Source organism: Patescibacteria group bacterium (assembly GCA_041659905.1).
GTDB lineage: Bacteria > Patescibacteriota > Kazan-3B-28 > Kazan-3B-28 > UBA10110 > UBA10110.
In genome coordinates this window covers 1-26,660 of record JBAZXK010000003.1, presented here as the reverse complement: position 1 = coordinate 26,660, position 26,660 = coordinate 1, and the positions used below count along the sequence as shown (strand labels likewise).

26 protein-coding genes and 3 tRNA genes are annotated in these 26,660 nt (G+C 43.4%); 11 read left to right on the top strand and 18 right to left on the bottom strand.

What is annotated here, in order from left to right:
- Positions 1-787: 787 nt before the first annotated feature.
- From WC805_03485 to WC805_03420, 14 genes are all read right to left on the bottom strand, one after another.
- Positions 788-1,501 carry a hypothetical protein gene (locus WC805_03485; GenBank protein ID MFA5967538.1) on the bottom strand — a complete coding sequence of 238 codons (714 nt, stop codon included), beginning with the start codon at positions 1,499-1,501 and terminating at the stop codon, positions 788-790.
- A 404-nt stretch (positions 1,502-1,905) separates the two neighbouring features.
- Positions 1,906-1,992: transfer RNA gene (locus WC805_03480), tRNA-Tyr, on the bottom strand.
- Between the two features lie 15 nt (positions 1,993-2,007).
- Positions 2,008-2,082, bottom strand: a tRNA-Thr gene (locus WC805_03475).
- A 228-nt stretch (positions 2,083-2,310) separates the two neighbouring features.
- The gene (locus WC805_03470; protein ID MFA5967537.1) at positions 2,311-2,916 is read right to left on the bottom strand and encodes a tetratricopeptide repeat protein; all 606 of its coding nucleotides are present in this window, start codon (positions 2,914-2,916) and stop codon (positions 2,311-2,313) included.
- A 60-nt stretch (positions 2,917-2,976) separates the two neighbouring features.
- On the bottom strand, positions 2,977-3,909 hold the full coding sequence (locus WC805_03465; GenBank protein MFA5967536.1) for an AAA family ATPase: 933 nt from the start codon (positions 3,907-3,909) through the stop codon (positions 2,977-2,979).
- 86 nt (positions 3,910-3,995) lie between these two features.
- Positions 3,996-4,214 (bottom strand): hypothetical protein, encoded by a 219-nt coding sequence (locus WC805_03460; GenBank protein ID MFA5967535.1) that lies wholly within the window; start codon positions 4,212-4,214, stop codon positions 3,996-3,998.
- Positions 4,215-4,308: 94 nt separating this feature from the next.
- Positions 4,309-4,908, bottom strand: a complete 600-nt coding sequence (gene clpP, locus WC805_03455; GenBank protein MFA5967534.1) for an ATP-dependent Clp endopeptidase proteolytic subunit ClpP — start codon at positions 4,906-4,908, stop codon at positions 4,309-4,311.
- 198 nt (positions 4,909-5,106) lie between these two features.
- Entirely contained in the window at positions 5,107-6,384 is a 1,278-nt protein-coding gene (tig, locus tag WC805_03450; protein ID MFA5967533.1) for a trigger factor, read from the bottom strand.
- A 126-nt stretch (positions 6,385-6,510) separates the two neighbouring features.
- The gene (locus WC805_03445) at positions 6,511-7,230 is read right to left on the bottom strand and encodes an endonuclease/exonuclease/phosphatase family protein (GenBank protein ID MFA5967532.1); all 720 of its coding nucleotides are present in this window, start codon (positions 7,228-7,230) and stop codon (positions 6,511-6,513) included.
- A 112-nt stretch (positions 7,231-7,342) separates the two neighbouring features.
- Entirely contained in the window at positions 7,343-7,723 is a 381-nt protein-coding gene (locus WC805_03440; protein ID MFA5967531.1) for a hypothetical protein, read from the bottom strand.
- A 249-nt stretch (positions 7,724-7,972) separates the two neighbouring features.
- Entirely contained in the window at positions 7,973-8,344 is a 372-nt protein-coding gene (locus tag WC805_03435) for a hypothetical protein (protein MFA5967530.1), read from the bottom strand.
- 231 nt (positions 8,345-8,575) lie between these two features.
- Entirely contained in the window at positions 8,576-9,340 is a 765-nt protein-coding gene (locus WC805_03430; protein ID MFA5967529.1) for a hypothetical protein, read from the bottom strand.
- Positions 9,341-9,620: 280 nt separating this feature from the next.
- Positions 9,621-9,986: a hypothetical protein gene (locus WC805_03425; GenBank protein ID MFA5967528.1), complete on the bottom strand. Its 366-nt coding sequence runs from the start codon at positions 9,984-9,986 to the stop codon at positions 9,621-9,623.
- Between the two features lie 398 nt (positions 9,987-10,384).
- Entirely contained in the window at positions 10,385-13,204 is a 2,820-nt protein-coding gene (locus WC805_03420) for a penicillin-binding protein (GenBank protein MFA5967527.1), read from the bottom strand.
- Positions 13,205-13,304: 100 nt separating this feature from the next.
- On the opposite strand from WC805_03420, the gene tyrS reads away from it, so the two are divergent.
- Positions 13,305-14,498, top strand: a complete 1,194-nt coding sequence (gene tyrS / locus WC805_03415; protein ID MFA5967526.1) for a tyrosine--tRNA ligase — start codon at positions 13,305-13,307, stop codon at positions 14,496-14,498.
- Between the two features lie 4 nt (positions 14,499-14,502).
- On the opposite strand, the gene WC805_03410 is transcribed toward tyrS, so the two are convergent.
- Entirely contained in the window at positions 14,503-14,670 is a 168-nt protein-coding gene (locus tag WC805_03410; GenBank protein MFA5967525.1) for a hypothetical protein, read from the bottom strand.
- A 106-nt stretch (positions 14,671-14,776) separates the two neighbouring features.
- Here WC805_03410 and recG point away from each other — a divergent pair, with 106 nt between their 5' ends.
- From recG to WC805_03375, 7 genes are all read left to right on the top strand, one after another.
- Positions 14,777-16,807, top strand: coding sequence for an ATP-dependent DNA helicase RecG (gene recG, locus WC805_03405; GenBank protein MFA5967524.1), 2,031 nt, complete (start codon positions 14,777-14,779; stop codon positions 16,805-16,807).
- A gap of 66 nt (positions 16,808-16,873) precedes the next feature.
- Positions 16,874-17,212: a hypothetical protein gene (locus tag WC805_03400; protein ID MFA5967523.1), complete on the top strand. Its 339-nt coding sequence runs from the start codon at positions 16,874-16,876 to the stop codon at positions 17,210-17,212.
- A 105-nt stretch (positions 17,213-17,317) separates the two neighbouring features.
- On the top strand, positions 17,318-17,896 hold the full coding sequence (locus WC805_03395; GenBank protein MFA5967522.1) for a helix-hairpin-helix domain-containing protein: 579 nt from the start codon (positions 17,318-17,320) through the stop codon (positions 17,894-17,896).
- An 84-nt stretch (positions 17,897-17,980) separates the two neighbouring features.
- Positions 17,981-18,064: transfer RNA gene (locus WC805_03390), tRNA-Leu, on the top strand.
- 177 nt (positions 18,065-18,241) lie between these two features.
- Positions 18,242-18,724, top strand: coding sequence for a hypothetical protein (locus tag WC805_03385; GenBank protein MFA5967521.1), 483 nt, complete (start codon positions 18,242-18,244; stop codon positions 18,722-18,724).
- A 126-nt stretch (positions 18,725-18,850) separates the two neighbouring features.
- Positions 18,851-19,396 (top strand): hypothetical protein, encoded by a 546-nt coding sequence (locus tag WC805_03380; GenBank protein ID MFA5967520.1) that lies wholly within the window; start codon positions 18,851-18,853, stop codon positions 19,394-19,396.
- 229 nt (positions 19,397-19,625) lie between these two features.
- Positions 19,626-20,321, top strand: coding sequence for a hypothetical protein (locus WC805_03375; protein ID MFA5967519.1), 696 nt, complete (start codon positions 19,626-19,628; stop codon positions 20,319-20,321).
- A 65-nt stretch (positions 20,322-20,386) separates the two neighbouring features.
- On the opposite strand, the gene WC805_03370 is transcribed toward WC805_03375, so the two are convergent.
- From WC805_03370 to WC805_03360, 3 genes are all read right to left on the bottom strand, one after another.
- Entirely contained in the window at positions 20,387-21,511 is a 1,125-nt protein-coding gene (locus tag WC805_03370; GenBank protein MFA5967518.1) for a trypsin-like peptidase domain-containing protein, read from the bottom strand.
- 88 nt (positions 21,512-21,599) lie between these two features.
- Positions 21,600-22,403: a hypothetical protein gene (locus tag WC805_03365; protein ID MFA5967517.1), complete on the bottom strand. Its 804-nt coding sequence runs from the start codon at positions 22,401-22,403 to the stop codon at positions 21,600-21,602.
- A gap of 1 nt (position 22,404) precedes the next feature.
- Entirely contained in the window at positions 22,405-23,814 is a 1,410-nt protein-coding gene (locus tag WC805_03360) for an LCP family protein (protein ID MFA5967516.1), read from the bottom strand.
- A 103-nt stretch (positions 23,815-23,917) separates the two neighbouring features.
- Between WC805_03360 and WC805_03355 the strand changes: the two genes are divergently transcribed.
- The 3 genes from WC805_03355 to WC805_03345 form a co-directional block, all read left to right on the top strand.
- A complete protein-coding gene (locus WC805_03355) occupies positions 23,918-24,934 on the top strand; it encodes a hypothetical protein (protein MFA5967515.1) in 1,017 nt (338 codons plus the stop codon).
- 140 nt (positions 24,935-25,074) lie between these two features.
- A complete protein-coding gene (locus WC805_03350) occupies positions 25,075-26,298 on the top strand; it encodes a peptidoglycan DD-metalloendopeptidase family protein (protein ID MFA5967514.1) in 1,224 nt (407 codons plus the stop codon).
- A 39-nt stretch (positions 26,299-26,337) separates the two neighbouring features.
- Positions 26,338-26,660 (top strand): site-specific integrase (locus WC805_03345; protein ID MFA5967513.1); only part of this gene is annotated, 323 nt, incomplete at its 3' end.

Here is a 26,660-nt window from a genome sequence, read left to right as displayed (position 1 = left end):
CTCCAACAATATATTAATTATATTATACAATAAAGCGCCTCCCCCTTTTAGAGAAAGGCGCGTTTTTCGATTGGTCGATCCGTGAGAAGCAGCTCCACTGGAATAGAGCGCCGTAAGCGGCAACAACTTGCAGCGGGTGACTTAATCTTCACGCTTTTTTTATGGCGCAAGAACACCCAAGTACTGCCTGTTTAATGCTACTCTGGCGATATGCCGTGGGCCGACTCACGATCTCCGGATAACAGTTTTTGCCACTGAACTCCACTGAGTTACTGGGCATCCTGGGCTTCTTCGCTTCGGCTTCTTCGACTGTTAATTTTACTGGAGGCTTCCTGGTCAGCTTTCTTTTTTCTGATTTTGGAAATCGACCTGCCAAATAAATGTCTCATAATAATCTCCTTCTTGCTCTCCTTGCTGAAAGGAAGCAATAAGCGTCAGATTATTCTAGGTGCGCCAGACTGCTATAGCCGGCCCGGCTACTTTTTTATAGTCCGAGCAGTGCCTAAGAAAGTACCGAAGAATAAACGCCCGGGGTGGTATATAAACCACCTTGGATGCGGCAAAGAAGAGTTACTCTCTCTCGCCCATCCGTTGATCTATTTACGGTATGGAGTCGGTGGGTTGCTCCACGAAAAATCTCTCATACTGATTCTTCATGAAAGCATACCCAATCCATTCTATTCAATGTACAATTTCATTTACTGAGTAAATTATACAACAAAAAACCAGTCATTGCCCAATAGCTGACCTTACGTTTTTCTACATCACCTAAGAATGCTTGATGGTCCTACTTTCCAGTATCCTCAGTAGAAGGAATTATTTTCGTATCACCCAACTTTTCAGTTTCTTCTAGCGGTTCTATTGATGCAGTTGCTTCAGGCGTCTGATTCGCCGGATGATAAGGCTCTTTGGTAGTTTCTTCTTGTTGATTCCCCTGCGGGAGTCCGGTAATAAGTTCGAATATAAAACGAAGCCAGACAAAAAGGAGTTGTTGAAATGTCTTTGCTAAGGTCTTGGTCATTTCTGGTGTTAATCTCTCTCCAGTAGCTGGATTCCTCACTTCTTCGCCCTTCGAGTTAAGACCAGTTTCAATCATGCTTTGTAATTCTTGCAGGGTGAGAGATTCAAATAGTTTAATAAACTGTTTACCTATGGTTACAAGTTCTTCATCGCTTAGTAATTCTTCTAATGACAGGATTTCTTCTGATTTGGTTTTATCGGGATTTAAACCTTGAGATTCTTTTTCAGAGAAAGCCAAGTTCAGTTCTGTGGTCGCTTCATCTATTTTTCGTTGAATGTCTGCTTCTGATTCAGTTGAAGGAATTTCTTCTTTTTTTATACCCTCAGTTGGACCTACCGGCTCTTGACCAGGCTGGTTTTCTGTTTCTGTTATTACTTCCTCTGGCGACACTTCCGTTTCTGTCCCGCCTCCAAGATCACCTATGTTTTCACTAGAGTTAATTTCAGAAAGATCTGGGTTGGAAAAGGTTTCGGTCGACATATTAATCAGTTTATAAATATTATTTCATTATACTATACTTTTATTGATTTGTCAAGACTATTATCTTTTACTAGATAATACCCTCTGTATTTCCCAACCCCTTTCCCAGGTCCGAATCCCAACTATCTCAATATCAGAAAATTGCTAGCCACCGGATGGTGGTAGGCAATTTTCTGGTGCCGGGAGTAGGATATGGAACCTGTCGTCCCGATGTTACATCGGGACTCCTCGGACCCTTGCGGTCCTGCCTGCCGGTAGGCAGGTCCGACACCCCTCGACTATTGCTCGGGGTTGCCTCCACTACGGGGAAACTCCCGTTTCCCCGACCCCTTTCCCAGGTCCGAATCCTAATTAGATACATAGCAAAAAATATTGCCCACCTAAAGGTGTGTAATATTTTTTGCTGGTGCCGGGAGTAGGATTCGGACCTACGCAGCCATAAAGGCAACGGTTTTACAGACCGCTCTCGTTGACCACTTGAGTATCCCGGCATGTTTTCAATATTATGGAGCCGGTGATGGGATTTGAACCCGCGACCTTTCGCTTACAAAGCGATTGCTCTACCACTGAGCTACACCGGCATCCTATATTTCAATCTATCGCTCAGCTAATCAAGAATATCAAAATTGTAATTCGACCGCTTCTTTTCCCCTACCCGGCATTGGAACCCGAGCGTACTGGATGATGAAAATTAGCACTTCGTGAAGCCGGTTATACCGGCGAGAACGGAAAGCTATATTTTCATATTATCCAGAGCAAGGGTGACTGCCGGAGGACTTTGGTTACTTTCCTTGGGAAAGTAACTAGAATTACTTTAATTTGGCTTCGGCGTCCGCTAATAATCGCTTATACTCATCGTTATGCGGTTCCAAAATTAAGGCCTTTTCATAAGCGTCCGCTGCTTTCCGGTGCTTTTTGGACATAAAATAAGCCAGCCCTAAATTCATAAACCGCGAGGCTACCTTATTGTTAATGGCAATCGACTTTTCGTAACTTTCAATTGATTCTTCATATTGGGCTTGCTGATAGAACAATAGGCCTTGATTATTGTAAAAAGTATCATTATCCGGCTCCAATTGCAAGGCTTGCTCTAAAGCGTGACTTGCGTCTTTATAGTTTTTATCGCCTAAATAAACCAACGCTAATTTATTGTATAAACTGGCGGCTTGCGGATCTTTAGTAATTAGACGCAAATAAATTCTTTCGGCTTTATGGTATTCTCCCGTTTGAGCCAAGCGATCTGCCCGAGCTACCACATCTTCATCATCATCCTCTTCTTCGTCTTCATCTTTAACTAATTGACGAGCTTCGTGAGACAATCGTTTAACTACCTCTTTTTCGAGAGGCAATTTTTTCAGGATCATAATCAACAAGACTACGGTTGCGGCAAAAATAATCAGCTCTAATATGGCCATCTTTTAAAAATATCTCCTATTTAGGTTATATCCCAAGAATCTTTCTTATTATAACAAACCTTAGACGATAGAGAGTAGAGTCGCTTCTAAAGCAATCCGGACATTGGCGTTATTTTCTAAAGCCAATAAGACCGATTTTAAGCGGTCAATAATACGGATGAAATCAGTTGTGGAATAATTCTGGGCCAAATCCGCCAAAGGACCGGTGGTATTATTTAATTTTCCTAACCAAGCTCGGTGCGCTAAATTTAACCACATTTGCACTAAAACTATGGCTTCGTCGCGATCTTTAATGTTAGCCAGTTGCAATATTTTGTACACATCTTTTTGCAGCCAGATACCAAAATCAGCCATACCTTTAATGGATTTATCCAATAATTTATCATCTTGCAATAATCGGCTGGTCATTCCGACCGCTCCATTGGCCAAAGCGATGATTTCTGGAATTTGCTTAGCCTGTTGTGTTTGTAAATAATCAGTAATTTCCGCATCAGACAAATAATGCAACCGCACAACCTGCACCCGCGAAATAATCGTCGGTAAGATATCAGTGGCTTCCCGGGCAGTCAGGATCAACACGGCTCGCGCCGGCGGCTCTTCGAGAGTCTTCAACAAAGCATTAAGAGCCTGGGGGCTAAACCGATCAATATTCTCGACAATACCCACTTTTTTAGATGATTGGACAGGTGACAAATAAATCGCATGGATAAAATCATCGACCGATTGTTTCCATTGGTTTTCGTCGCTATCGCCGCTATTTTTTGCGAGAATGTCATCAAAGATAACTGTATCTGGATGGGGACGCTGAGTATTGTCTTTGTTATGCAAGCTAGCTGCCATCAGTCGCGCTAAAAACCCTTTTCCGACATAAGGAGGCCCGACTAATAAATAAGCCGAGCAACTGCCCATAACCAAGCCTTTAGTTAATAAATGTTTCGCCTGGCTGTGACCGACCAATAGCTCCAAATTGTGATCAAGTATGGTTATATCCATTACTCATCATCATAGCAAAAAGAAAAGGGTGGCTTGCTTGACCACCCGCAGGGCAGAGATGGGGAACCAAGACTATATTTTTATTCTTATTGTGATAACAAGAATTCTAATTCGTCTTGGAACCCGTCAATGGCTATTCTGGCTTCTTCAATGGCAGTTGCAGCAGCTTGCTTGAGACACTTAAACTGCTTCTGTTTTTCCTTATTCCCCCCAGCCACGGAGAACTTCTTGATACTAGCCATTAACCACTTACTAGCATCGGAAAAATCTTCGATCCTGGCATCGAGATCATCTATTGTTATCATTTAGCTTTTCCTCCAAAAGAACAAAATGATATCTACAAATTACATGAAAAACAGCTCCTGTAAATAGTTTTATACTAATTAACTGAAACAATAATTAAGCAGCGGTAGCGACTTTGGCTTTGTCGGTCACCTTATCCACTAAGCCATATTTCTTCGCTTCATCGGCCGACATGTAGTAATCGCGATCGGCATCCTTCTCAATCTTATCTACCGATTGGCCAGTATGATCAGATAAAATTTCATTTAAGATAACTTTGATGCGGAGGATTTCTTTGGCTTGGATATCGATATCGCTAGCTTGGCCTTGAGCCCCTCCCATCACTTGATGAATCAATATCCGGGCATGGGGCAAGGCAAACCGTTTGCCGTGGGCGCCAGCGGCCAACAGGACGGCTGCCATAGACGCTGCCATTCCTACACACATCGTGGAAACATCGCATTTAATGTGCTGCATCGTGTCATAGATTGCCAAACCGGCTGTGACCGAGCCTCCCGGGCTATTGATATACATATGAATATCCTTTTTCGGATCTTCGCTTTCTAAAAAGAGAAGTTGGGCAATAATTAAATTCGCCACATTATCATCGATCGGCTCGCCGATAAAAATAATGCGATCTTTAAGCAAGCGTGAATAAATATCAAAAGCGCGTTCGCCAAACGAAGACTTTTCGATCACCATCGGGATTAAATTCATAGGTTTACCGGTTAAGAGTAACTGTTCCTATTATAACATCCCTGCTTTGTTGTCATCCTGGACCGACTGGTCGAAGACCAAGTTCGGATTCAGGATCCAGGCCTGTCTGCCTGCCGGTAGGCAGGGATTCCGGATTCCATCCTTCGCTCTCCGAGCTACGGAGGACTGGCGCAAGTCCGGAATGACAAGTTATTTTTGTTATTTGGTGGCCATCTGCCAGAGCTTATCGATGGCCATCTGACCAGAGAGCAATGTTTTGAGCCGGCCCCGTTCCCACTCTTGCTGATATTTTTCGACAATTTTTTCTTTATCGGCCGGATAGATCTCTTGCAACCGAGCAATTTCTTTATCAATATCCTGATCGGTAGCTATAATATTTTCCGCTTTCTGAAAAGCATTCAATGCCAGGCCAGCCAGCACTCGCCTTCGGGCCGTCGCTTGCCAATCTTCTCGCAGTTTCTGTTCAGTCATCTCGGTTTTTTTGAGATATTCGGCTAAAGTCGTTTTTTGATGTTCTAGTTGATGCTCCAGGTCGTGTACCATTCCGTCAATCTCTTGCTCTACCAATACTTCCGGCAAATCAACCTTGGCTAATTTAATTAGTTGGTTGATGGCTTCTTCTTTTTGCCGATCTAATTCCTGTTTGGTCGCATCTTCTTCTAAAAACTTGCTGATATCTTTTTTGAGAGCTTCGAGGTTATCGAATTTTCCGACTGCTTTAGCTAACTCATCATTTAATTCCGGCAATACCACCGCTTTCACTCGATGCAATTTAACGGTAAATTCGACAGTTTTGTTAGCCAGATCAGCTTTGTAATCCAGTGGGAATGTAATTGAAAAAGTCTTTTCCTCGCCCGCTTTCATACCAATGAGAGCAGTTTCAAAATCAGGCAAGAATACGCCATCGCCTATAATTAACGGATGATTTTTGCTGCTACCTCCTGCAAACGGTTTCCCCTCAAGTTTGCCCTCAAAATCGATTTCCGCCCAATCGCCGAGTTTAGCTTCCCGCTCAACTAAATTAAAAGTCGCCTGTTGGCGTTGAATATTTTTTAAAACTCCATCAATCCGGTCAGCATCCACTGCGACGGGATTTGGTGCAATTTTAATAGTTTTATAATCCCCTAATTCCACTTCTGGCAAGGTAACGACTGTGGCAGTAAAGACTAAAGGAGTTTTTAATTCAACTTTTTCTACGGAAATTTTCGGCGGGACGATTGGTAAAACCTGCTGTTCTTTTAGTGCTGTTAGATAAAACTTATTGATAGCGAATTCCGCCGCTTCACTAACCACGCGAGTTTCCCCGACTTCATTCATAATTACCTCAAGTGGGGCTTTGCCGGGACGAAATCCGGCAATTTTTAGACCCTGTGAAAGTTTAGTCGCTGCTTGTTTGATCGCTTCCTGCCACTCTCCTTCTTCTAGTGCGATTTTCAGCTCGACCTGTGATTTATCTACTTTTTTCTCTGATTTCATACGCAAAAATTACCTATAAAGCCATTATATCCTGCCCCAAACCCTTCTCTCCGTCAACCCTCTCCGTATTTAAACCTAATGATTCTGTTTGGTTCCAGGTAGTAGACAATATTAGAACCAAAATAACTAAATCTCTAATTCGACCAGAATCGGAAGATGGTCAGAAAAATCTGTATGTACCACTTTTGCATTCACAACTTTAATGTCCATTGTTTTGAATATAAAATCCAATCTCCATTCAAGTGATTTAGCAGTAAACCCGTTATAATTAAAGTCTTTTGTGGTCCAGGTTTTTTCTTCATAATTGGGTCCTGCATTATCTAATGATTTCTCTAATTCTTTTATTAATTTGGAATCTTCAGGCGTATTTAAGTCGCCAGAAAATATAAAATTGGTTTTATGGTCCCCAATCAATTCCAATAGTTTGTTCGACTCGCCTTCCTTTAACATATTTTCTTCAAAAGCGTCAGTATAGGACATATGTGTCGTTCCGATGTTTAGCATTGTATTATCGGGCAATTGAATCTGAGTCTCTACGTAGATTCTTCCTTCATCGGAAAAATGAGTTCTTGGTTCCACTGGCTCCTTAACAAAACTAGTTTCTGAATAATTTATGGGGAATTTCGCTAAAATAGCGTTTCCTTGCCCACCGTGGTCGGTGTCCGTAGTTCCGAGAGCACCTTTCAGATGGAGTTTTTCTTTAATATACTCAAATTCGTTGTTATCCTTGCTGATGTTTAGTTCTTGCAAACAATAAATATCAGCATTAACTTCCTTTAGAAGTTGTAATTTGTTCTCTACGTCTTCTTTAAACCAAGTGTTCCATTGTAATAATCTTATTTTCATAACCAAATTTTACCACCAAAATTATAACTCACGACATAGGGTAAATAAAAAAAGGCTCCACTAAGCCTCAATTTATTTGGCTCTCTATCTTGGAAGAAGTTAGGGTTTATTTTCAAACAAACCAGTTCTTGTCTTTGTAGATAATATATACCTTATCCTGCTGCAACCTCTCTTTGAGTGTAGTGGCTAAAGATATTAGGGTATTTTTAATCTCGCTGTCTTTTAGTTTGGCATCGGCTATCGAAGAAGCTTCTCCTGTGTATACTCCTACTTCGGCTACCGAGATTAACTTGCCATCTTTTCTCCTACCATGAGCTGGAAAGAATAGTTTACCGAAAGAAAGGACACCATTTACCGTAGGTAATCCCTTGTTTAATCGTCCTGTCATCCACTGCTCAACTACTTTCTCGGCAAATTTTGCAGTATAAGTCTTGCCGGTTCCAGTATAGCCAGCACTCAGGCAGAAGGTTATTTTATAGCCTTTAGTTTTCATCACGATCCTATTTTATCAGTTTTAATCTAATATTTTGATATACAAAATAACCGGCTCTTATAACAGACAGTATTGGCCTGCTATTCCGTAGCTGCCTGCGAAGGATGGAAGATGCCCGCATTGACTCGCGACAAGTCGAGGCAGGTTAGGACCGGTTTTATAGTTTTTAGATAAAAATAAGCCCTGTTGCAAAACAGGGCGATCAATTTTTGAGTAATAACTGCATATCAGTTTAGGGCAGGACTTTTACTAGGTTGTCAGTGCAGATTTCTTCCGTGACTCCGAAAATCCTTTGGCAGGGTCAGATGGGTTGGTGAAACACTGAATCAGGTCAGTTTCAGGAAAATGTTCCCTCATTGCCGCATTCAGTTCAGCCGCTAAATAATTAAGAACCTCACCAGTTCGTTCGGGCTTATCAAATAATCCGATAACTTCCACGATGATAGCGGTTCCAGGGTCACTCTCTAACTTATCGGTCGGGTAAATCAAACATGTAATCCCTTTTTCATCGTTGATACCAAGCTTTTCGACGCCCATTATTTTCTGCACAATGCTATTGCGCAATGCATCGCGTTTTTCAGCATCGGCAACAAGGTGGCCTGATACTCTAACTAGCGGCATAATTCATCACTCCTTCTCTTATATTAGTGTGCATTCATAGGCTATCTCCTGATTGCCAAGAATACAATAACAATATACGAAAAAACAATTTTAATCAAGCAAATTAGTGACTACTAGAGCATCTTTTTGTGATTTGACTCCTAGGGATAGATAATATCACAGGATCTACCCTCATAAGTAAAACAGCCCGAACAAAATTGTTCAGGCCGTTACAAGATACAACAGGGGAAATTACGCCGATACAGCCAGGCATTTAGGTATCGCCGTAGTATGTTTGTCAGCGATAAATCGGGAAGCAATCTCTTTATTCTCGAATATATAGACCGTCCCCACTTCTCTAAAACTAATCACACCGTAGCTTTCCGCCTGGGGTCTTTTCTTTGAATCGAACGGATATATTATTATGGGACGACATTCGTGGAAAGATTGCCATAAATGGGTCGGGCGGCGACTAAGCCGTTCGACCTTCTGTAGCTGAATCTGAAGCCCCTGACATACGGTTACGAGCCTAATGGTATCGATTTGTCCAATAAACAATCCTCCCGATTCCGTGAAGACAAGGATCTTATCCTTCATATCTTCAAGGGGGAAATCTTCCCATCTTGTGCCATAACACCTGAGCGCTCTTACTAACGCAGAGGCAATTTGGGTTTTTTCTGATGTGACAAGGTTCTGCACCACGAGCTTGGGATGAAGGCTATCCAATTCGATTTCTCCGATAACTTTCCCTATATCTTTAGCGCTGCCTCCATTCGGAATAACCAAATCGGTTATTCTCGGATAATCGTCCGTGATCACCATTTTATGAATGTTTGAACTTATTTCATCCACAACCTTATCTGTGATGATATCTTTTATGGACAATAACGAACCGATTGTATCTTTTACAAAACGCTTGTTTGCTACGACAGTGCCGATAGACCAGGGGTCATTAACCCCCCCGAAAGTCCGGGGAACAACTAAGTCCCCTAGAACAATTCTAGCGAATAGTGACATAAATTTCCTCCATGTCAAGAAACGATTTTAATACTTTAAGATAATACATATACTAAAAAATAGCTAGGAGTCCTGATTTACATAGAATTGACTATTCCTCCAGCAGATAGATCTTTTGTGCTCATTATTTCAACAGCTCACTGGTCTACATCCGACCAGCTGGCGGATAGCGAAGAGCTATTGGTTTTAGATAAAAGAATAGACCGCTTAAAAAAAGCGGTCCTTGATTTCGGGTGAGTACAGGCATTGAACGAGTTGAGAGTAGAATTTGTGAGGTGAATTATGACAACCAGAGGTCCAACAACAAATCCAGGAATTTCTGGAGCCGCAGAGGCAGCTCATCGAATGACTCGAGAGATTCTCTTTCTGAGCAGAAAGAGGGATCAATATAGATGATCACTGTTTCACCCCGCAGAACTTGGGCAGGGAATGTTGCTACATAGAGCAATTTCTTCCGAGCTTTTCGAGCCTTCTGAGTTTTCCGAGCTTTTCGAGCTTTTTGAGTTTCTCTAGCTTCGCAGCTAAAGATTATACGTCCGTAACCAGAAGACTCCACTAGTATCTCGAGAGGAACACAAAAGATATTGGCAATATCCTGAAGTGTTTTAACTGAGATTTTGCCGACTCTCACAAAAGTGTGCTTCATTAAGGTTCGACCTCCTTTCTTTCAAGGCACACACCTTGAAAGTAAAAGTATGGTAATGTCTAATAATATAACGGAGGTAGGTTTAGCACAAGCTCCCACTATTAGAATTCAGACTCTCCAAAACCAGACATTGGAGTCTGAGCGTTTTTTCCCCAACCCGGACATTGGAGTTTGAGCGTCATGGCTCAATAAAATTACCGCTTATGGAGCCAGCTGTTCGAGGCCGATGTGCTATCGGCCGAGTTTGGCGAAATAGAAAGGTAATTTTATTAGAGCCATAGCGAAAACGACTGTCCGGAGCTTTTACGCCACTTTTCCAGAAAAGTGGCAAAGAAATGTTTTTGTTTATGTCTGGATTCCCGCCTGCGCGGGAATGACGGAAAATGCAGGAGGGGAATTTAACGGGTTTCGAAAGTAATCGTATTGCTGGTATAAGTAGCTCCGCCTTTGTCATAGAGTTTAGCATAAGCACTATGTTGCCCCTTGATCCCGCTTTCAACTCTAGCCGTGTACGCTCCGGTAGCGTTGGGCAAAAAAGATTCTTCTAATTTATTGTCTAAATAAATTTCTATCTTCTGGATATTAAGCTGCTTCCCTTTCTCGGTCAGCTGCGCTGATAAATCTAACGGGAAGAAGCTGGTACTGGGATTAGCCATAGTGACCATATCAGAAGATTGGGCCTGCCCCGCTATCACACTGATAGAAGTTTCTACCGTGCTCCCATCTTTTTTAAATAGCCGGGCCGTTACTTGATGGCTCCTCCCATCTAAAACTACTCCGGTGACTTCGGCTGTCCAGGGCGCCTGAGTTACTTTACGCACTAGATTGCTGTCGTAATAGAGCCCAATCTCTTTAACCACAGTTTCATTCTTGACCGTGGCGTTAATAGTAAAATTGCCGGCGATCTGACCACCATTCTGGGGCCAGGTGATATTAATTTCTCCTCCCGTGATTACCGAGCCATCATAGTATTGCGTCGGTACATTATTATAACCGTTCTCCTGCGCCCATTTTAATACTGGGTTTTCCCAGGCCGAATTATCTGGCCTTTCGGAATGCAATTCTGTGTAGATTTTATATTCCACTTGGTCTTCTGAGTAGCCTGATGGCGCCAATAAATCGGTGCCTTTGACCACGCGGACTCTTTTGTGCACATCATCTTTTTCGGTTGGGGCGTTCCAGCTAGAAAATACTTCAGTTTTTGTGCTAGGCGTAGCATCCGTGGGTAATTTGCCGGACAATTCATCTACCACTACTTGGCGAATACCTTCCGGCACGGGAAACGCTTTGACTGGCATATTAGCAGTCGCTTGCCGCATATAAGCATTCCAGATGGGCGAAGCCACGGCATAGCCGGCGGCTTTATCCATTTCGGAATTATCATTATTGCCCGCCCAAACTCCCGTGACCAAATCGGGAGTATAACCTATCGTCCAGGCATCACGGTAGCTTTGAGTAGTTCCGGTCTTAGCCGCTACCGGCCGGCCCGGCAAGGTAAGATATCCTCCCGCAGGAAAAGTCGGCACCCTGGCCGCATCATCACTTAAAATACTGGTCACTTGATAGGCGGCTTCGGCGTCAAAAATCTGCCGCAGAGGCTGAGGCTTGTTTTGTTCCAATACCCTGCCCCGATTATCGACAACTTTTAATACTGATAACGGCTCTGTCCATTGCCCGCCGGCCGCTAAAGCGCCGTAAGCCGAGGTTAACTCTAACAATTTAACTTCCGCTCCTCCCAACACAAGCGATAATCCATACGTGTCCGGTTTAGTCATAGTAGTAATACCGATTTTGTGCGCTAACTCAATCGCCTCATTCACTCCTACATAAGCTAAGGCTTTTACGGCCGGCACATTCAAAGAATTGCCTAACGCTTGCCGGATAGAGATTGGACCACGGGATCTGTTGTCATAATTATACGGATCATAGCCTTGGCCAAAATTAGTGTGCACATCCATTAACATAGTGGCTGGACTATAGCCCTTCAAAAAAGCCGCCGCGTAGACAATCGGCTTAAAGGCTGAGCCGGGTTGCCGTTCGCGGGTGGCTACATTAACATATCCCCCAATGGATTCATCCAGATAATTAGCCGAACCTACCATCGCCAAGATCTCGCCGGTATGCGGATCGATAGACACCAGCGCTGCATTGCTGGCACTGTATTTTTCTTTATTAGTCTGGGCTTTGGCCGCCACAATATCTTCAGCAGCTTGTTGTTTAGTCCAGTCCAACGTTGTTGTAATAGTAAAGCCGCCTTCTTCGAGCGCGCGGTCGCCGTATTTCTCCGACAACAATTCTTTTACATACATTACAAAATGAGGCGCTCGGATACTATCTCTTTTAACCAAAAAAGTGAGTTTCTGAGTTTTAGCTTCTTGGCATTGTTTGCTGGTGATATAACCCAGTTCCAACATCCGATCCAATACCCAATCTTTTCGCGGGAGTAAGCGCTTTTCATAATCTCCGCCGTACGGCGAATAGTAAGACGGGGCTTGCGGCAGAGCCACCAGCGCGGCTATTTCGGCGAGAGTTAATTCTTTAACCGATTTGCCGTAATAACCCTGCGCAGCTGTTTCGATGCCATAATAACTGTTGCCATAAGGAATACTGTTGAGGTACATTTCCAGAATCTTGTCTTTGGTGTAGAGTTTTTCTATCTCCACCGCCAAAATAAATTCCCTCATTTTACGAAAGATGGAACGGCTAGACGTTAGAAAGATATTTTTAGCGTATTGTTGCGTGATCGTGCTACCGCCCTGGAAACCGCGACCGGTCAACGGTTTCAGAACTAATCCGCGGAGTAAGCCTTTGACATCAAAACCGCCGTGGATATAAAAATTACTGTCCTCGGCAGCTAGGGTGGCTTGCTTCACATAATCCGGCGTGTCTACAAATGAAACTAGCGTCCGGCGCTGCTCGCCATAAATGTCATACAATACTATCCCGTTGCGATCGAGCACTTTAGTGGATTGGCCTGATCTTTGAATGGTCATGCTCGAAGGATTAGGCAAGCCGATACTTAAAACCGCGGCCAAAAACGAGAAAAACAGCACTACGATTATACCTGCGCCTAAAACTAGTTTGGATGGACTCTGAATACCCAAATTCTGCAGCCAACTGGCCATAGTTTGTTTATGGCGACGCAGCCAGGCACGGCGACGCCAACGCGACCGCGTCACCGCTGAATTGTTCTTAAACAACGGCAGTAATTCTCCCACTCTTTATCTCCTTTGTTACAATCCATATTATATAACAAAGTAGCGCTCACCTCTAACCTTCCTCACCTCATCTGATATAATCAAGACATAAGTTAAGGCTATGGCTAAAAATAACTCGGTTCTTAATGATCTCATTTTAGGCAGAAACGTCAGCGAGATCATCGATAAATCCAGTCTCATAAAAAAATTAGGGGGGCCAACACCCTTACGAATTAAATTGGGCGTGGATCCGACCAGCCCCGATCTGCATTTGGGACATGCCGTGTCACTGTGGAAATTGAAACAGTTTCAAGACGCTGGTCACACGATTATCTTTTTGATCGGTGACTATACTAGCAAGATCGGCGATCCTAGCGGACGCAACACCACACGTCCGGTTTTATCTGACGAAGCTATTGAACAAAATGCGAAAACCTATTTGGAACAAGTGGGTAAGATTTTGGACGTGAGCAAATGCGAAATCCGCCGTAACGGCGAATGGTTTGCTGCCATGGACTTAGCTCAAGTCATCCAACTACTAGCTCACGTAACCATCACTCAGGTGACTGAACGAGAGGATTTTACGCAACGGGCTAAACAAGGTGGCGAGGTCGGCTTGCATGAAGCTCTTTACTCCGTAATGCAAGGTTATGATTCGGTTCAGTTAAAAGCTGACGTGGAATTGGGCGGAGTGGACCAGAAACTTAATTTGCTTATGGGAAGGGATTTGCAAAGAAAATTCAATCAACCCGAACAAGATATTATGATTGTGCCGCTACTTTTGGGTATTGATGGTGTTAAAAAAATGTCTAAAAGTCTAGGCAATTATATCGGTATTGCCGAACCCGCCGCAGTCCAATTCGGCAAAATTATGTCGATTCCGGATAGTCTGATGTTAGACTACTGGAAACTTTGCACTAATTTATCCGACAAAGAATTGGCTGACATGGCTCAGGAATTAAAATCGGGCACCAATCCGCGAGACATCAAAATTCGCCTCGCTAAAACTATTGTCGCCATGTATCACGATGCAGTCGCCGCCGACACCGCCGAAGCTGACTTTATTAAAACTTTTCAAAAGGGTGAATTGCCTGATGATATGCCAATGATGCAAGTTACCCCAAAACCTACCACCTTGGTAGATTTGCTGGTAATAACTAAATTGGTCGATTCTAAATCAGAAGCACGCCGAATGGTGGAACAAAAAGCTGTCAAAATTGACCAGCAACTAGTCACTGAACCAGACCAACAAATCAACCCAATAGCGGGCATGGTCCTCTCCGTAGGCAAGCGCAAGTTTGTGAAACTTCAATAATAGTTTACGCCCCCAAGAGACCACTAAAGACACTCCGTAAATTACGCGATATGCCCAACCGATTTTTGACTTGGCGCCGAGCTTTCCATTGTTTGGCTCTCGGCAAACGGGCACGCCGACTCCCGTCAAAGCGCATCCCCTCAAAGCTGATAATCTGTTCGTTTTTGTTCATAGGTGGGTTAAGCTTAGTATGTTAACCCCTCCTTATCCTATTATTTAATTATACTCCTTTTTTCGGTTTTAATCAAGAACTTTTTAGCTCCCAGAGCATAAAAATCGTGTTTTTTCTCCTTACAGACCCAATTACTAAATTGCCTGGAATTGGCCCCGCTACTGCCCCAAAATGGCAGAAATTAGGGTTACAGCAGGTCTCAGACCTTCTCCACTACTACCCGCGCAAATGGGAGGACTTGAGCGCCCTGGCGCCCTTGATATCTGCTCAAGCAGATCAGAAGATTACCGTTAAAGCTAAGCTGATTTCTCTCTCCCACTTTCGTTCTCCCTATAAACGCATGTTTATTACTAACGCTATTGCTCAAGACGCTAGCGGTTCTTTGCGGGTAACCTGGTTTAACCAGCCCTATTTACAAACTGCTCTCAAAAAAGATGAGGACTATTATTTCAGCGGGAAAGTGGGCAGCTACCAAGGCCATCTCACCTTAATGAGCCCGGTCTTCGAGAAAGCCGATCACTCCCCTGTGCATGCCGGACGCATTGTCCCCATCTATCCGGAAACTGCCGGTCTCGGGAGCAAGATGATCCGTAGAATTATGAAAACATTGCTTAATACCATACGGCACCAGTCAGAGATCTTACCTCTAGAAATTATTAAAAAATATCATTTAGTGCCGTTCGCTAATGCTTTGGAGAATATTCATTTCCCCGCTTCTTTGTTGGAGTTAGAACTAGCTAAGAAACGCTTAGGATTTGACGAATTATTTTTGATTCAGCTGAGTATGGCTTTTATTAAAAAGCATTGGGCGAACGAACCTAGCTACCCGATCGTGGTAGCGGATAATTTTTTACCTAAATTTCAGTCGCAAATTAGTTTTCCTTTAACTTCTAGCCAAAATCAAGCTATCCAAGAAATTTTAACTGACTTATCGGCGGATAAGGCCACTAATCGATTATTATTGGGTGATGTTGGTTCCGGTAAAACTATTGTTGCAGCGGCTGCCATCGTCGCTGCCATTCAGGGAGGATATCAAGCCGCTCTCATGGCACCGACAGAAGTCTTAGCTGTTCAGCATTATTACAATTTGCAGCCGTTACTGGCTAAATTTGGCATTACGACCACTCTGCTTACTGGCAGCACTAAATTAGCCGATTACTCTGAAATAGAAAACGGACAAATCAATTTAGTGATTGGTACCCATGCTCTAATCCAAAAACAAGTCGCTTTCAAAAACCTTGATTTAGTGATTGTGGACGAACAGCACCGCTTTGGGGTCGGCCAACGCTATCAATTAAAAAACAAAGCTGGTGCCTCTACGCCGCATTTTGTCAGTTTGAGTGCTACCCCTATCCCCCGCACGCTGTTTTTGGCTTTGTTTAGCGACTTGGATGTGTCTACTCTGACTGAAATTCCCCGCGGCCGGCTGCCCATTATTACCCGGCTGGCAACTGCTCGCAATTTAGAGAAAGTGCGCCAATTAATAAATAAAGAAATTGCCGCTAAACATAAGGTGTTTGTGATCACTCCCTTAATTAACGAGGATACCAAGGCAGAACGAGCTTCGATTGCGTCAGAAATCAAACATCTCGCCCAATTGTTTCCTCAGGCTAATATCGCCACCCTGCATGGACGCATTCCTGCTGAAGAAAAACTGAGAATTATGCGCGATTTCAAAGATGGCGATATTGATATTCTGCTGGCTACTTCCGTAATTGAAGTCGGCATTGATGTTGCAGCCGCTACCGTGATTTGGATCAAAGATGCGGAACGGTTTGGCCTGGCCGAGCTGCATCAATTGCGCGGCCGGGTCGGCCGGAGTCATCTGCAATCCTATTGCCTCATCGAAACCAAATTGGATGATATCGAAACCTCGGACCGGTTGCAGGCTTTTATCAAAACTAACGATGGAACAGAATTGGCTAAGCTGGATTTAGCCTTGCGGGGTCCGGGTGCCTTTTTTAATGCGCAGCAATCCGGGTTTCTGCACTTAAAAATTGCTAATTTGTTGGATGAGAAATTAATCAAGGCCACTCATGCGGCAGCTGCTTCTTTAATAGCTCAGGATCCAGCTTTAAAGAACTACCCGGAATTAAAAAAGAAAATCCAGTTGCATTTGCTCCCGCATAGTGAGTAAATATGTATAATATTGTTCCTTGCTTTCGGGTCAGCAAGGCAAATTCTCCACAAGGAGGTGATGGTAATGACAGAGAAGAAGCCAGATCTAACCATCGAAGAGTGTGAACAGATCGTTCATCTGTACAAGCAGATGCTCGCCTGCAAGAATCAACGCGAGGGTGAGCGGTTGGCTGATGAGATTGATAAAATCATCAAGCCAGTTACCTTCATCAGCCTGGATCTCATTAATAGATCTATCAGTCAGATGGGAGACTTGCCTCTAATGATGAAGCACCTTCGTGTCCTGCCGCCGCCAGATGATAAATATTATTTAGTTGACCGCACCCAGATTGGTGCATACCCTCACAGTAACAACCGCATGTCGCCAATCCGCAAAAAGAAGGAGGAGATTCATGCTTGTTGATGCTGATTCAGTTCTATTATCTTCACTGAGACCCGAACAAAAAAACCGGGTCCACAACAATGGATCCGGTTTTGCTTTCTACTAAACCTCGGATAAGCTAAATTTATGCAATTAGATTACGGAAAAGTTCTAGATAAAATCGCTTTACCTTTAGGAATAATTTTGACTATTAGCCTGCTTCTGGGCGCTTATTTCATTATTAAATATTCTAATTCTTCTACTAAAACTACTAATGCCAGCGAACAGGTTACGATTGATATCGCTGGAGCAGTTCAAACTCCGGGAGTTTACAATTTCACCACTGGGCAAATTATTGAAGATGCCATTAAACAGGCCGGCGGGTTGACCGATCAGGCTGATTTAGAACTAATGGCTCGCACAGTTAACCGGGCGGCTGAATTGCAAAACCACGGGAAAATTTATATTCCCGTCAAAGGGGAAGTGAATTATTCCGTGGCGGGTAGCACCAGCAGTAGCACCACTGCTGTGGCTGGGCCGGTCAATATCAACACAGCCAACTCGGCCGAATTAGACACCTTGCCGGGGATTGGCCCGGTCACCGCCGGATATATTATTGATTACCGCACCAAGAAGGGTCCGTTTAAAAAGAAAGAAGATTTGATGAAAGTTAGCGGCATCTCGGCTACCAAATACGCTAAATTAAAAGACCTGATCACGATATAGCGAACCAGTAGGTTAGAAGTTTAGTAGGTTAGACAACCAACAGAAATCCTTATTTGCTATATATAATACAATGGAATTGAGTTTGCCCTGGTGGTGAAATGGCATACACGCTAGCTTTAGGAGCTAGTTCCGCAAGGATTGAGAGTTCAAGTCTCTCCCAGGGCACCATTTCAAATCTTCCCTGTCCATCTCGTAGCTTAAAAAGAAAAATCGGGTTTCGCCCACCAATAATTAACTCTAATGTCACCTGACGGTAGTTTTTACTATATTGGATTAACTAAATTTACTGGGTTATAATAAAGCGTCTGAAAAATCACTTTGAAATCATAAAAAGGAGGGCGCCAAATGCAAGCCTTCACCGTCATTTGCGGATTAACTAAGGTTACTCTCACAGCCGGCTTAGAAATATGGGAAATAGCTCCACTAAGAAATTGTCCTCGTTATGCTTTAGCTGGACGAAAGGTTGTTAAATGCCTCTATCTCAATCCTTTCCAACCTACTGATATAGCGGGCAAAAATATCCTGCCCCCTCCTTTAATCCACAATGTCAGACTAGCTAAAGATAATCGCGATCGCATCGCCTTTATAGAAACCGTTGCTTGTCCTGAAACACAAGCATTAGTGCGTTTCTTTAGCTTCTGGAGGAGAGATAATTTAGGGGTTATATCCATTCAGAACGGAACAGAGATCTATAAGCCCGGTGAGCGAGAATTGTTTATCACTCTCGATTGCGGTGGAATTATTACTATTACCACTAAGCGAGCCGTACATTGCATTTCTTGGGATGGAAACGATCTCAAGACATCCACAGAGAAGGTAAAGTCTTAGTCATTAGCTAGATTATAGCCAGCGTTGTAAGCGCTGGCTATTTTAAGACCAGCCCTACCTAGAGATGATTTGTGATATATTAGAATGTTTCGTTGAAACTTGATAAAAATCCGAGGTGACACAATTATGGTAGCCATGAAAGCGTTCACATTGAAAATCTGGGGGTTTAATGAGAAGTACATCACAAAAAAACCCGGGATAACAATGTGGCCTTCCTCGCCCAAAAAGGGTAAATCGCCTTCAAAAGATCTTTTTCTTGACCTGGGATCGGGCACTAGATTAAAAGCTGTGCCTCGTCCTGATCCTGACCCTGATAAACCAAGGAAACTGGATGATCTTTACACAATGGAATATGCAACCATTGGATGGCCCCCAGAAGGGTCACTACCAATCACCATCCAAGAAGAAGAATCAGATTCCCAGAGCACAGAGGCTTTAGTGTTTATCACTGGTAGCTCTCACCACTACGAATTAGTCCGCCCACAGGAGATAGAAACGCCTCGTAAACATGTAGAGGAACTGGCGCATACGGACACCTCCTTGTTGCTACAAATGATGGTAGGGGGATGGATTAAGTTGGCGCTAAAGCGACCAGGTAGCAAACCTGAAGGTCTCTTAACTGTTGAATGGTGGAATACGGAAGAATTAAAAGTTGCTTTCGACACCGATTAAACAGTTAAGTAAACGCACATTTTAGACATTTATCGAAGATACAATTAAAACCAGCCCTAGGGCTGGTTTTGTCTTTTAGTCCTACTCCTGATTGTAGATATTTTCATTATTAGGTATAATACAGAGGAACATCAGGACTTTGACAATCGTGTGCGCTTACGGAAAAGTTTTGATGTTTATTTCCTACAGCAAAGTTATTATTATTTTATATTAATTTGAAAGGAGCCCTATGCAAGGCAATCTTCTCAATTCGTGGGGAACGGCTGTGCTTACCCCGCTGCAAGACATCTGGTATCGGTTCCTAGTCTTCCTGCCCAATTTGATTGGCGCGTTGTTGATCCTCATCATCGGATGGATCATCGCCGCCGGGTTGGATAGATTAGTAACTCAGATCTTAAAGCAAATTAAGCTGGATGCAGCCTTAAATAAAGTTGGTGTGCGGAATTTCTTCCGTAAATCCGGCGTCGACTTTGAAACCTCCGATTTTGTCGGCGGTTTAGTCCGGTGGACCATTCTGTTGGTAGCCTTCCTGGCCGCTGCAGATATCCTAGGATTAACTCAGGTAACTGGTTTCTTAGATGAAATCCTGGGTTATGTTCCGAATATCTTTGTGGCTGTCGGCATTCTCTTAATCGGAATGTTGGCTGCTAATTTCTTCTCTCATGTCGTCCGGGGAACTGTGGGCGTAGCGAAAATCCGCTCTGCCAACTTCCTAGCCGCCATGACTAAGTGGATTATCTGGATCTTCACCCTTCTGATCGCCCTTAATCAATTAGGGGTAGCCACTATGATCATCAATTACTTGATGATGGCAGTCTTCTTTATGATTGCTTTGGCTGGCGGTTTGGCTTTCGGCCTAGGTGGCCAAAAAGCTGCTGCTGAAACTCTTGAAGATGTCCGCAAAGAGATGAAGCACCGTGACTAATTAATCTCAACTATTACTAAAAACCCGCTACTTAAGCGGGTTTTTAGATTGTGTAAATTTTCTGTTTACTTTAGTTCGCCTAATTTCACAGTTACTTGCAGTTCTTTGCCGGCCCGCAAAAGCTTAATAGTAACCGTATCGCCCGGTTTATAGGTGCGCAGTAGCGAGGCGATACTATTATTTTCATTGATGGTTTTATTGTTGATACTGACTAGGATATCATTTTCCTTGATTCCCGCCTTATCTGCTGGTCCGCCGGGCGTAACTGCCGGTTGTTCCGCGTTACTTCCTTTAACCACTAAAGCGCCTTGCGTTACTTCCAATTTTTCGAGGGCAGCTAATTCTTTGGTGATATTTATGTAACGGATGCCCAACATCGGCCGAGAGATTTTGCCGGTAGTGGCATACGAATCTAAAGCTGACTTGACGCTATTTATCGGGATAGCAAAACCAATCTGGCTGCCTTGTAAATCCATAGCTGTATTAATCCCTATTACCTGACCGAATAAATTAACCAGCGGCCCCCCGGAATTACCAGGATTAATTGTGGCATCAGTTTGGATCACTCCTTCTAAAGTTTCCGAGGAACCATCCCCGCCTCCTGCCGTGATTGTGCGGCCAATGGCACTGACAATGCCGCGAGTGACCGTGTTTTGATATTCTCCCAAGGCGTTACCAATCGCAATCACCTGTTGGCCTACCTTTAATTTATCCGAATCACCCAACTCAACTGCCTTGAGCCCAGTGGCATTAATCTTAACGAGAGCTAGATCGTTGAGCGGATCTTGGGCTACCACTGTGGCATCATAACTTTTACCATCAGCTGTTAGTACTTTATAAGTGGCTTGGTCACTGACTACGTGTTTATTAGTGGCAATCAAGCCGGTAGATTTGATCACAAACCCCGTGCCTGCTCCCTGCTCCTGTACCATTCCAAAGAAGCTTTGGACATTGCGTGTGGACACAATACTGACAACGGAAGGAGATACCTTGGCCACCGCATCGATAATGGCCGAATCCTCTTGCAAAGTGACGGTTTGCGAAGTGGTATTGTTTGAGGAATTGGTTGGCAAAGAATTATTCACCCCTCCGTACCAACCCCCCCAGAGAGCTAAACTCATCAATAAAGCTCCACCTAGGATCCCTCCGAACATACTGTACAAAAAAGAATTGAACTTATTTTTATCCATATCAACTAAAAATTAATTATATGATCCTGGGCAAAGCCAGCCTGCCTGCCGGTAGGCAGGGATGACAACGCGCAGAAAACGTTGTCAATTACAAGATATTAGGCGCTAAAACAAACAACCAGTCAAAGATGAAAAGAGCCAATATCAAAACTAGAGCTATCCCAATATATTCAAAAGCTACTCGTACCGTCAAATTGCCTCGCAAATAATGCGCCACCAGCTCGGAGAATAAATAATAAATCACCAGCAAGAGAAAGGCCTTGAAATAGGCATTTTTATTCCAGGCATTGGTCATCCAAACCATTTCTTCCCCGATCAGAGCTAGCACTATGGCATATAACCAAAATCTGGCAATCGGCAAGCTTTGCCGCCAAAACAACAAGTAAAGAGCTAATCCTAACTGAATAAACGTCCCCAACATAAGCCAGACTACACTGAAATTGTTGTAATAGAAGCGCACCAAAACCATCAGAGAGAGGGTACCGATAAATAGGATTAATAAATCGATGGAGCCGAGCCAGTTGATGGCCGGTAAACTCCACTGACCGGAATCGATCCGATTCTGGTGACAAATCGCCACAAAGGCAATGATTACCCCGATAATCAAAATGGTCAGCTGGGCTTGCCAGAGATTAAATAGGGAAAAAGATAAAAATCCTACCCCCGATAAAACGCCCCATAACAATTCGGCGGCGAATACTCCTACATCATGCTGAAATTTGGCGTTACCGATCCACCAAGCAAAAACCAGAGCAACCATTATTACAGCTAACAACCACCACAGTAAAAGTGGCGGCCACCAATACATCGCCTGCAAAAGGCTGAGGAGAGCTAATTCTAAGAGAATTAGCTTACGATAATGCCATAAACTATCCCAGATCATTGTGCCCATTTTATTGATTAACTGCATCACTGCCCAGTACGACCCTGGCTAAAGCTCCGGTGGTACTAGTCACTTTTTCGGTACTGATTTCGGCCTGCAGGCTCTCGGCTAATTTTCTTACTTCCCAAACACGCTCTCCGTTACTAAGATCGTAGACAACATTTTTAGTAAAGCCTTTGACGGTATTGTTACCCGTGCTGACTATCTTGTAACCAGCTGTTTCTAATTTAGTGGCTACTTTTTTGGCCAAACCAGTTATGGTGGTGCCGTTAAGTACCTCTATTTTCAAAGGTTCCTTGCTGACTTGTTGTTCTAAATCTTCTATCTTAGCTGTTCCGGAAATGATTTTAGCTACATAGTCGCTGATAATTGTAAAATCATCACCGGTAGGCCTCAGCACATAAATTTCGTCCACTTTAGTCCCATACAGTAATCCTGTGGGTGAATCATCAAACACCTTGGTCACTAATTTAGTCACGTCAAAATCTTTCATCAGATTGATCAGCCGCTTCATTTCCGCCAATTTCATATTGCTTTCGAAATGATTAGACAAAATATCGATTAACGCCAAGGCTTTAGCCGGATTAGTAAGCAAATTTAATTCGCTGGCTTTGGTCTTAACTGCCATCATAACAATTTGCTGTCGTCGGGCTCGATCAAAGTCAGAAGTAGTTTGGCGAGATCTGGCATATTTAAGCGCTGTTGCCCCATCCATAGTGTAAGTGCCTGCCTTAATGTCGACTACCTGGTACCCTTTATTGGCAGCCGGGTACTTATCATCATATAGATTCTTATCTACGGTAACAGTGATACCGCCCAGTTCGTCGATAAACTTTTCAAAACCAGAAAAATCTAACTTGCAGTAGTAAGGAATATCTAATCCTAAAATCTCTCCTGTTACCTGGGAGGTTAGTTTACCTCCACTCCCAGCAGTTTGGCCATTACCAATTTCATAAACAGCATTGATCTTAGTATTGCCGTAATTAGGCACTTTTACATATAAATCTCGTGGGAGAGAAAACAGAAAACTTTGCCCTTCGGTGTTAGTCGCTAAACTGGCTACCATTAAGGTGTCAGTTAGATTCGGACCATCATTACCCTCTCCCGGGATGCCCATGAGCAGGATATTGACTCTTCCTTTGTCTTCTCCTATGAGGGTAGTTGTCCCGAAGCTAAATAAATCTTTAAACAAGGTATCTTTGGATACATTCCAGCCACTCCAAGCTAACTTAGTGCCAAACCAACCCGCCAATAACAAGACTATAACCAAAAGACTTATCCCCCAAAACCGCTTAGCCGAGCTGGGTTTACGTAAAACATGCACATTAGTATCGACCTCCATATCTGCTACTTCCTCGCGCTCGGCGGCCAAACTACGACTCACTCGCTTGGCTCGCAAATCCTTCTTTCTGATAACCATATTGATCTACTATTAAAGAGTTAATACCTATTTAATATATCAGAAATAGATTGACAAAAAAATATCGCCGTCATCACAATGAAAAGAGCAAATCTATTTTGACGTGACGAAAACTACTCTTGTCAAAAAACCATCACATAAATTAGCTCCTAGAATTGGGCTGAATTTACTTGTCGTTATTCTACTGGCAACCATAGGAATCATCTCTTTTGTGTATGCGGATGGTTTATCGATTATATATCGTTCCTGGATGAGCCTGGTAATCCCCCGTATCCAGTTTAATATCACGCCAGAGAATAGTATCATTCCGGCTAATGGCCTGGCTCAAATTTATATTGATATTCAGCTAAAAAATAACCAAGACCAGTTGTTAGACGGCACTGAAATCACTGCCGCTATCATCAGTGGGCAAACCGAACTCACGGTGGCTACGATTACTCCAACCAATATATCTAAACGTGTTCTTTTGCGAGCTCCCAATCAACCCCAACTGATTACTCTGGCATTTTCCTACAAACACTTAACTAAAAACATTGCTATCGAAGCTTTTGATCCAACACCTCCTTCATTACCTACCCTGACTGCCCCTACTAACAATGCCATATTTAATACTGCTACTCCGTTGATTTCCGGACAAGCGCCAGTTAGTACTCAGGTAGAAATTTATATCGACACCGGTTTGAATAGTACTTTAGAGGTAGACAAAACCGGTAATTTTTCTCATCCCCTAGAACAAGCGATTAGGCGCGGCCGGCACACGTTGACTGCTGCTACTATAAATAAGTATGGGATTCGGAGTGCCATTAGTTCTGCGATTAATATCGATATTCAAACTCCCGATCCGGAAATTGACCTCAGTAATCTTCGCATTACACCCAATCCGGTCAAGGCCGGAGAAACTTTCCGCATTTTCATCCCGGTGTCGGCTGATACTAAAGCGGTCAGTTTGGAGTTAGATAAAGTTCAGTATCCCCTGCAAGACGCTAATAAATCTAGCGTTTTTAGCGGCGTAATTCCTGCACCTAAAAATCCCGGCTTATACCGCTTGTCTTTACTGGTTACTACTGAAGCCGGAGAAAGTATATTAGAAGAAAAAGTGGCTTCCATACAGGTAAATTAAGGATTAACTTGGTTGACAATCCATCCCTCTTGTGCTAGGATATTCTTTGGTTGCAGAAGGCTTCCCGATAAGCTTTTTTAAATTTAAAGACGCCGGGGGGCGGGCAACAATTCCCGCCAATTTTAGCCCATTCTTAAACCGTGAGGACATCTATTAATACTCCTGGAAAATTCCCTTTCCGCTCTTCTCGACTCCACCGCGGACGGGGCACAAAAATTAATCTTTCGCCTGCCGCCGATTTGTTGCAACAAATCGGGCGCCAGAAACGTGGCTTAAAAACCATCCGGCTTAGTAAAGGATCTGGCAATAAAAGAACTCTCAGTTTACAACAAATGAATCGCCATCTGGCGGTTTATAATACTCGTTGGTGGGTAGTTGGATTGGCAGTCATGGTGATTTTTTCTGGTTTGAGAGTATATCCCCAAGCTGACGCCGGGGGGCCTACTACCAGTACAGGGGCACGGTACCGGACTATTGCTCAACTCGCTTCTATCGCCGACATTGAAGAGTTCGGCAACCCGCTTAACGCAGAGGAATATAGTGTGCCACTCGACACTACCGGTGATTATTTCTTTAAAACCGGTGGCACCGATACGATTATCAGTCGCAGTTCCCGAAAAGAAACGATTAAGTATACCGTGCGGTCTGGAGAAACTTTAAACACATTGGCTAATGATTTTGGACTCACAGCCTTAACTATTAAATATGCGAACAATTTATCTAGCACTACTTTAAAAACTGGTCAGGAATTACGCATCCCGCCTGTCGATGGTCTATATGTGGCCGTCAAAAAAAACGACACTCTCAGCAGTCTAGCCTCCCGCTATAAAGTTAAAGTAGATGATATTCAAAAATATAACGGCCTCACTGCCGGCGATCCTATCCATGCCGGACAAGAACTCTTAATTCCGGGAGCCGTTCTCCCGAAAGCACCTACTGCTTCCTCTTCTGGCTCTAGCATAAATGTGCCGGCTTATAATCCAATACCTTACTCAGGACAGTTTGCTTGGCCGACACAATCTCCTACTCGTTTCATTAGTCAATCTCCGCGCCGAGGACATATGGCAGTTGATCTTAACCGCTTGAATGGTTGGGGCATCTACGCCAGTGCTGCGGGAGTAGTAACCACAAAAACTGGCTATAATGGCGGTTATGGCAACCTAATAACTATTAGTCATGGAAGCGGTTGGGTCACTTATTACGGCCACTTAGCTCAATTTAAAGTTAAGTCTGGCGATTATGTCCAACAAGGGCAGCTGATTGCCATTATGGGAAGTACTGGTCGTTCTACTGGCCCTCATGTTCATTTCGAAATTCGCCATAGCGGATCACTGATGAATCCACTGGATTACTTGCCCCGATAAATTTTTGTATTTATTGGGTAGATGTCGCACAATGTAGGTATGAGCATTGTTGAAACTCATATTGATGATTTTTTGGATTATCTGGAAATCGAAAAAAATCGCAGTTCTAAAACTATCGAGAACTATGCTCATTATTTGAGCCGGTTTGCCGATTTTGCCACTCACAGTGGAGATAAGAAATTCTCCCCCGCTCTAATTACTCTGCCATTGGTGCGGAAATACCGTCTGCATCTTAATCACACCAAAGATGCCACCGGCCAACCGCTGAAATTAATTACCCAAAATTACCACATCATTGCCTTGCGGGTTTTTCTGAAGTTCTTAGCTAAACAAGACATCCGATCTCTCCAGCCGAAAAGATA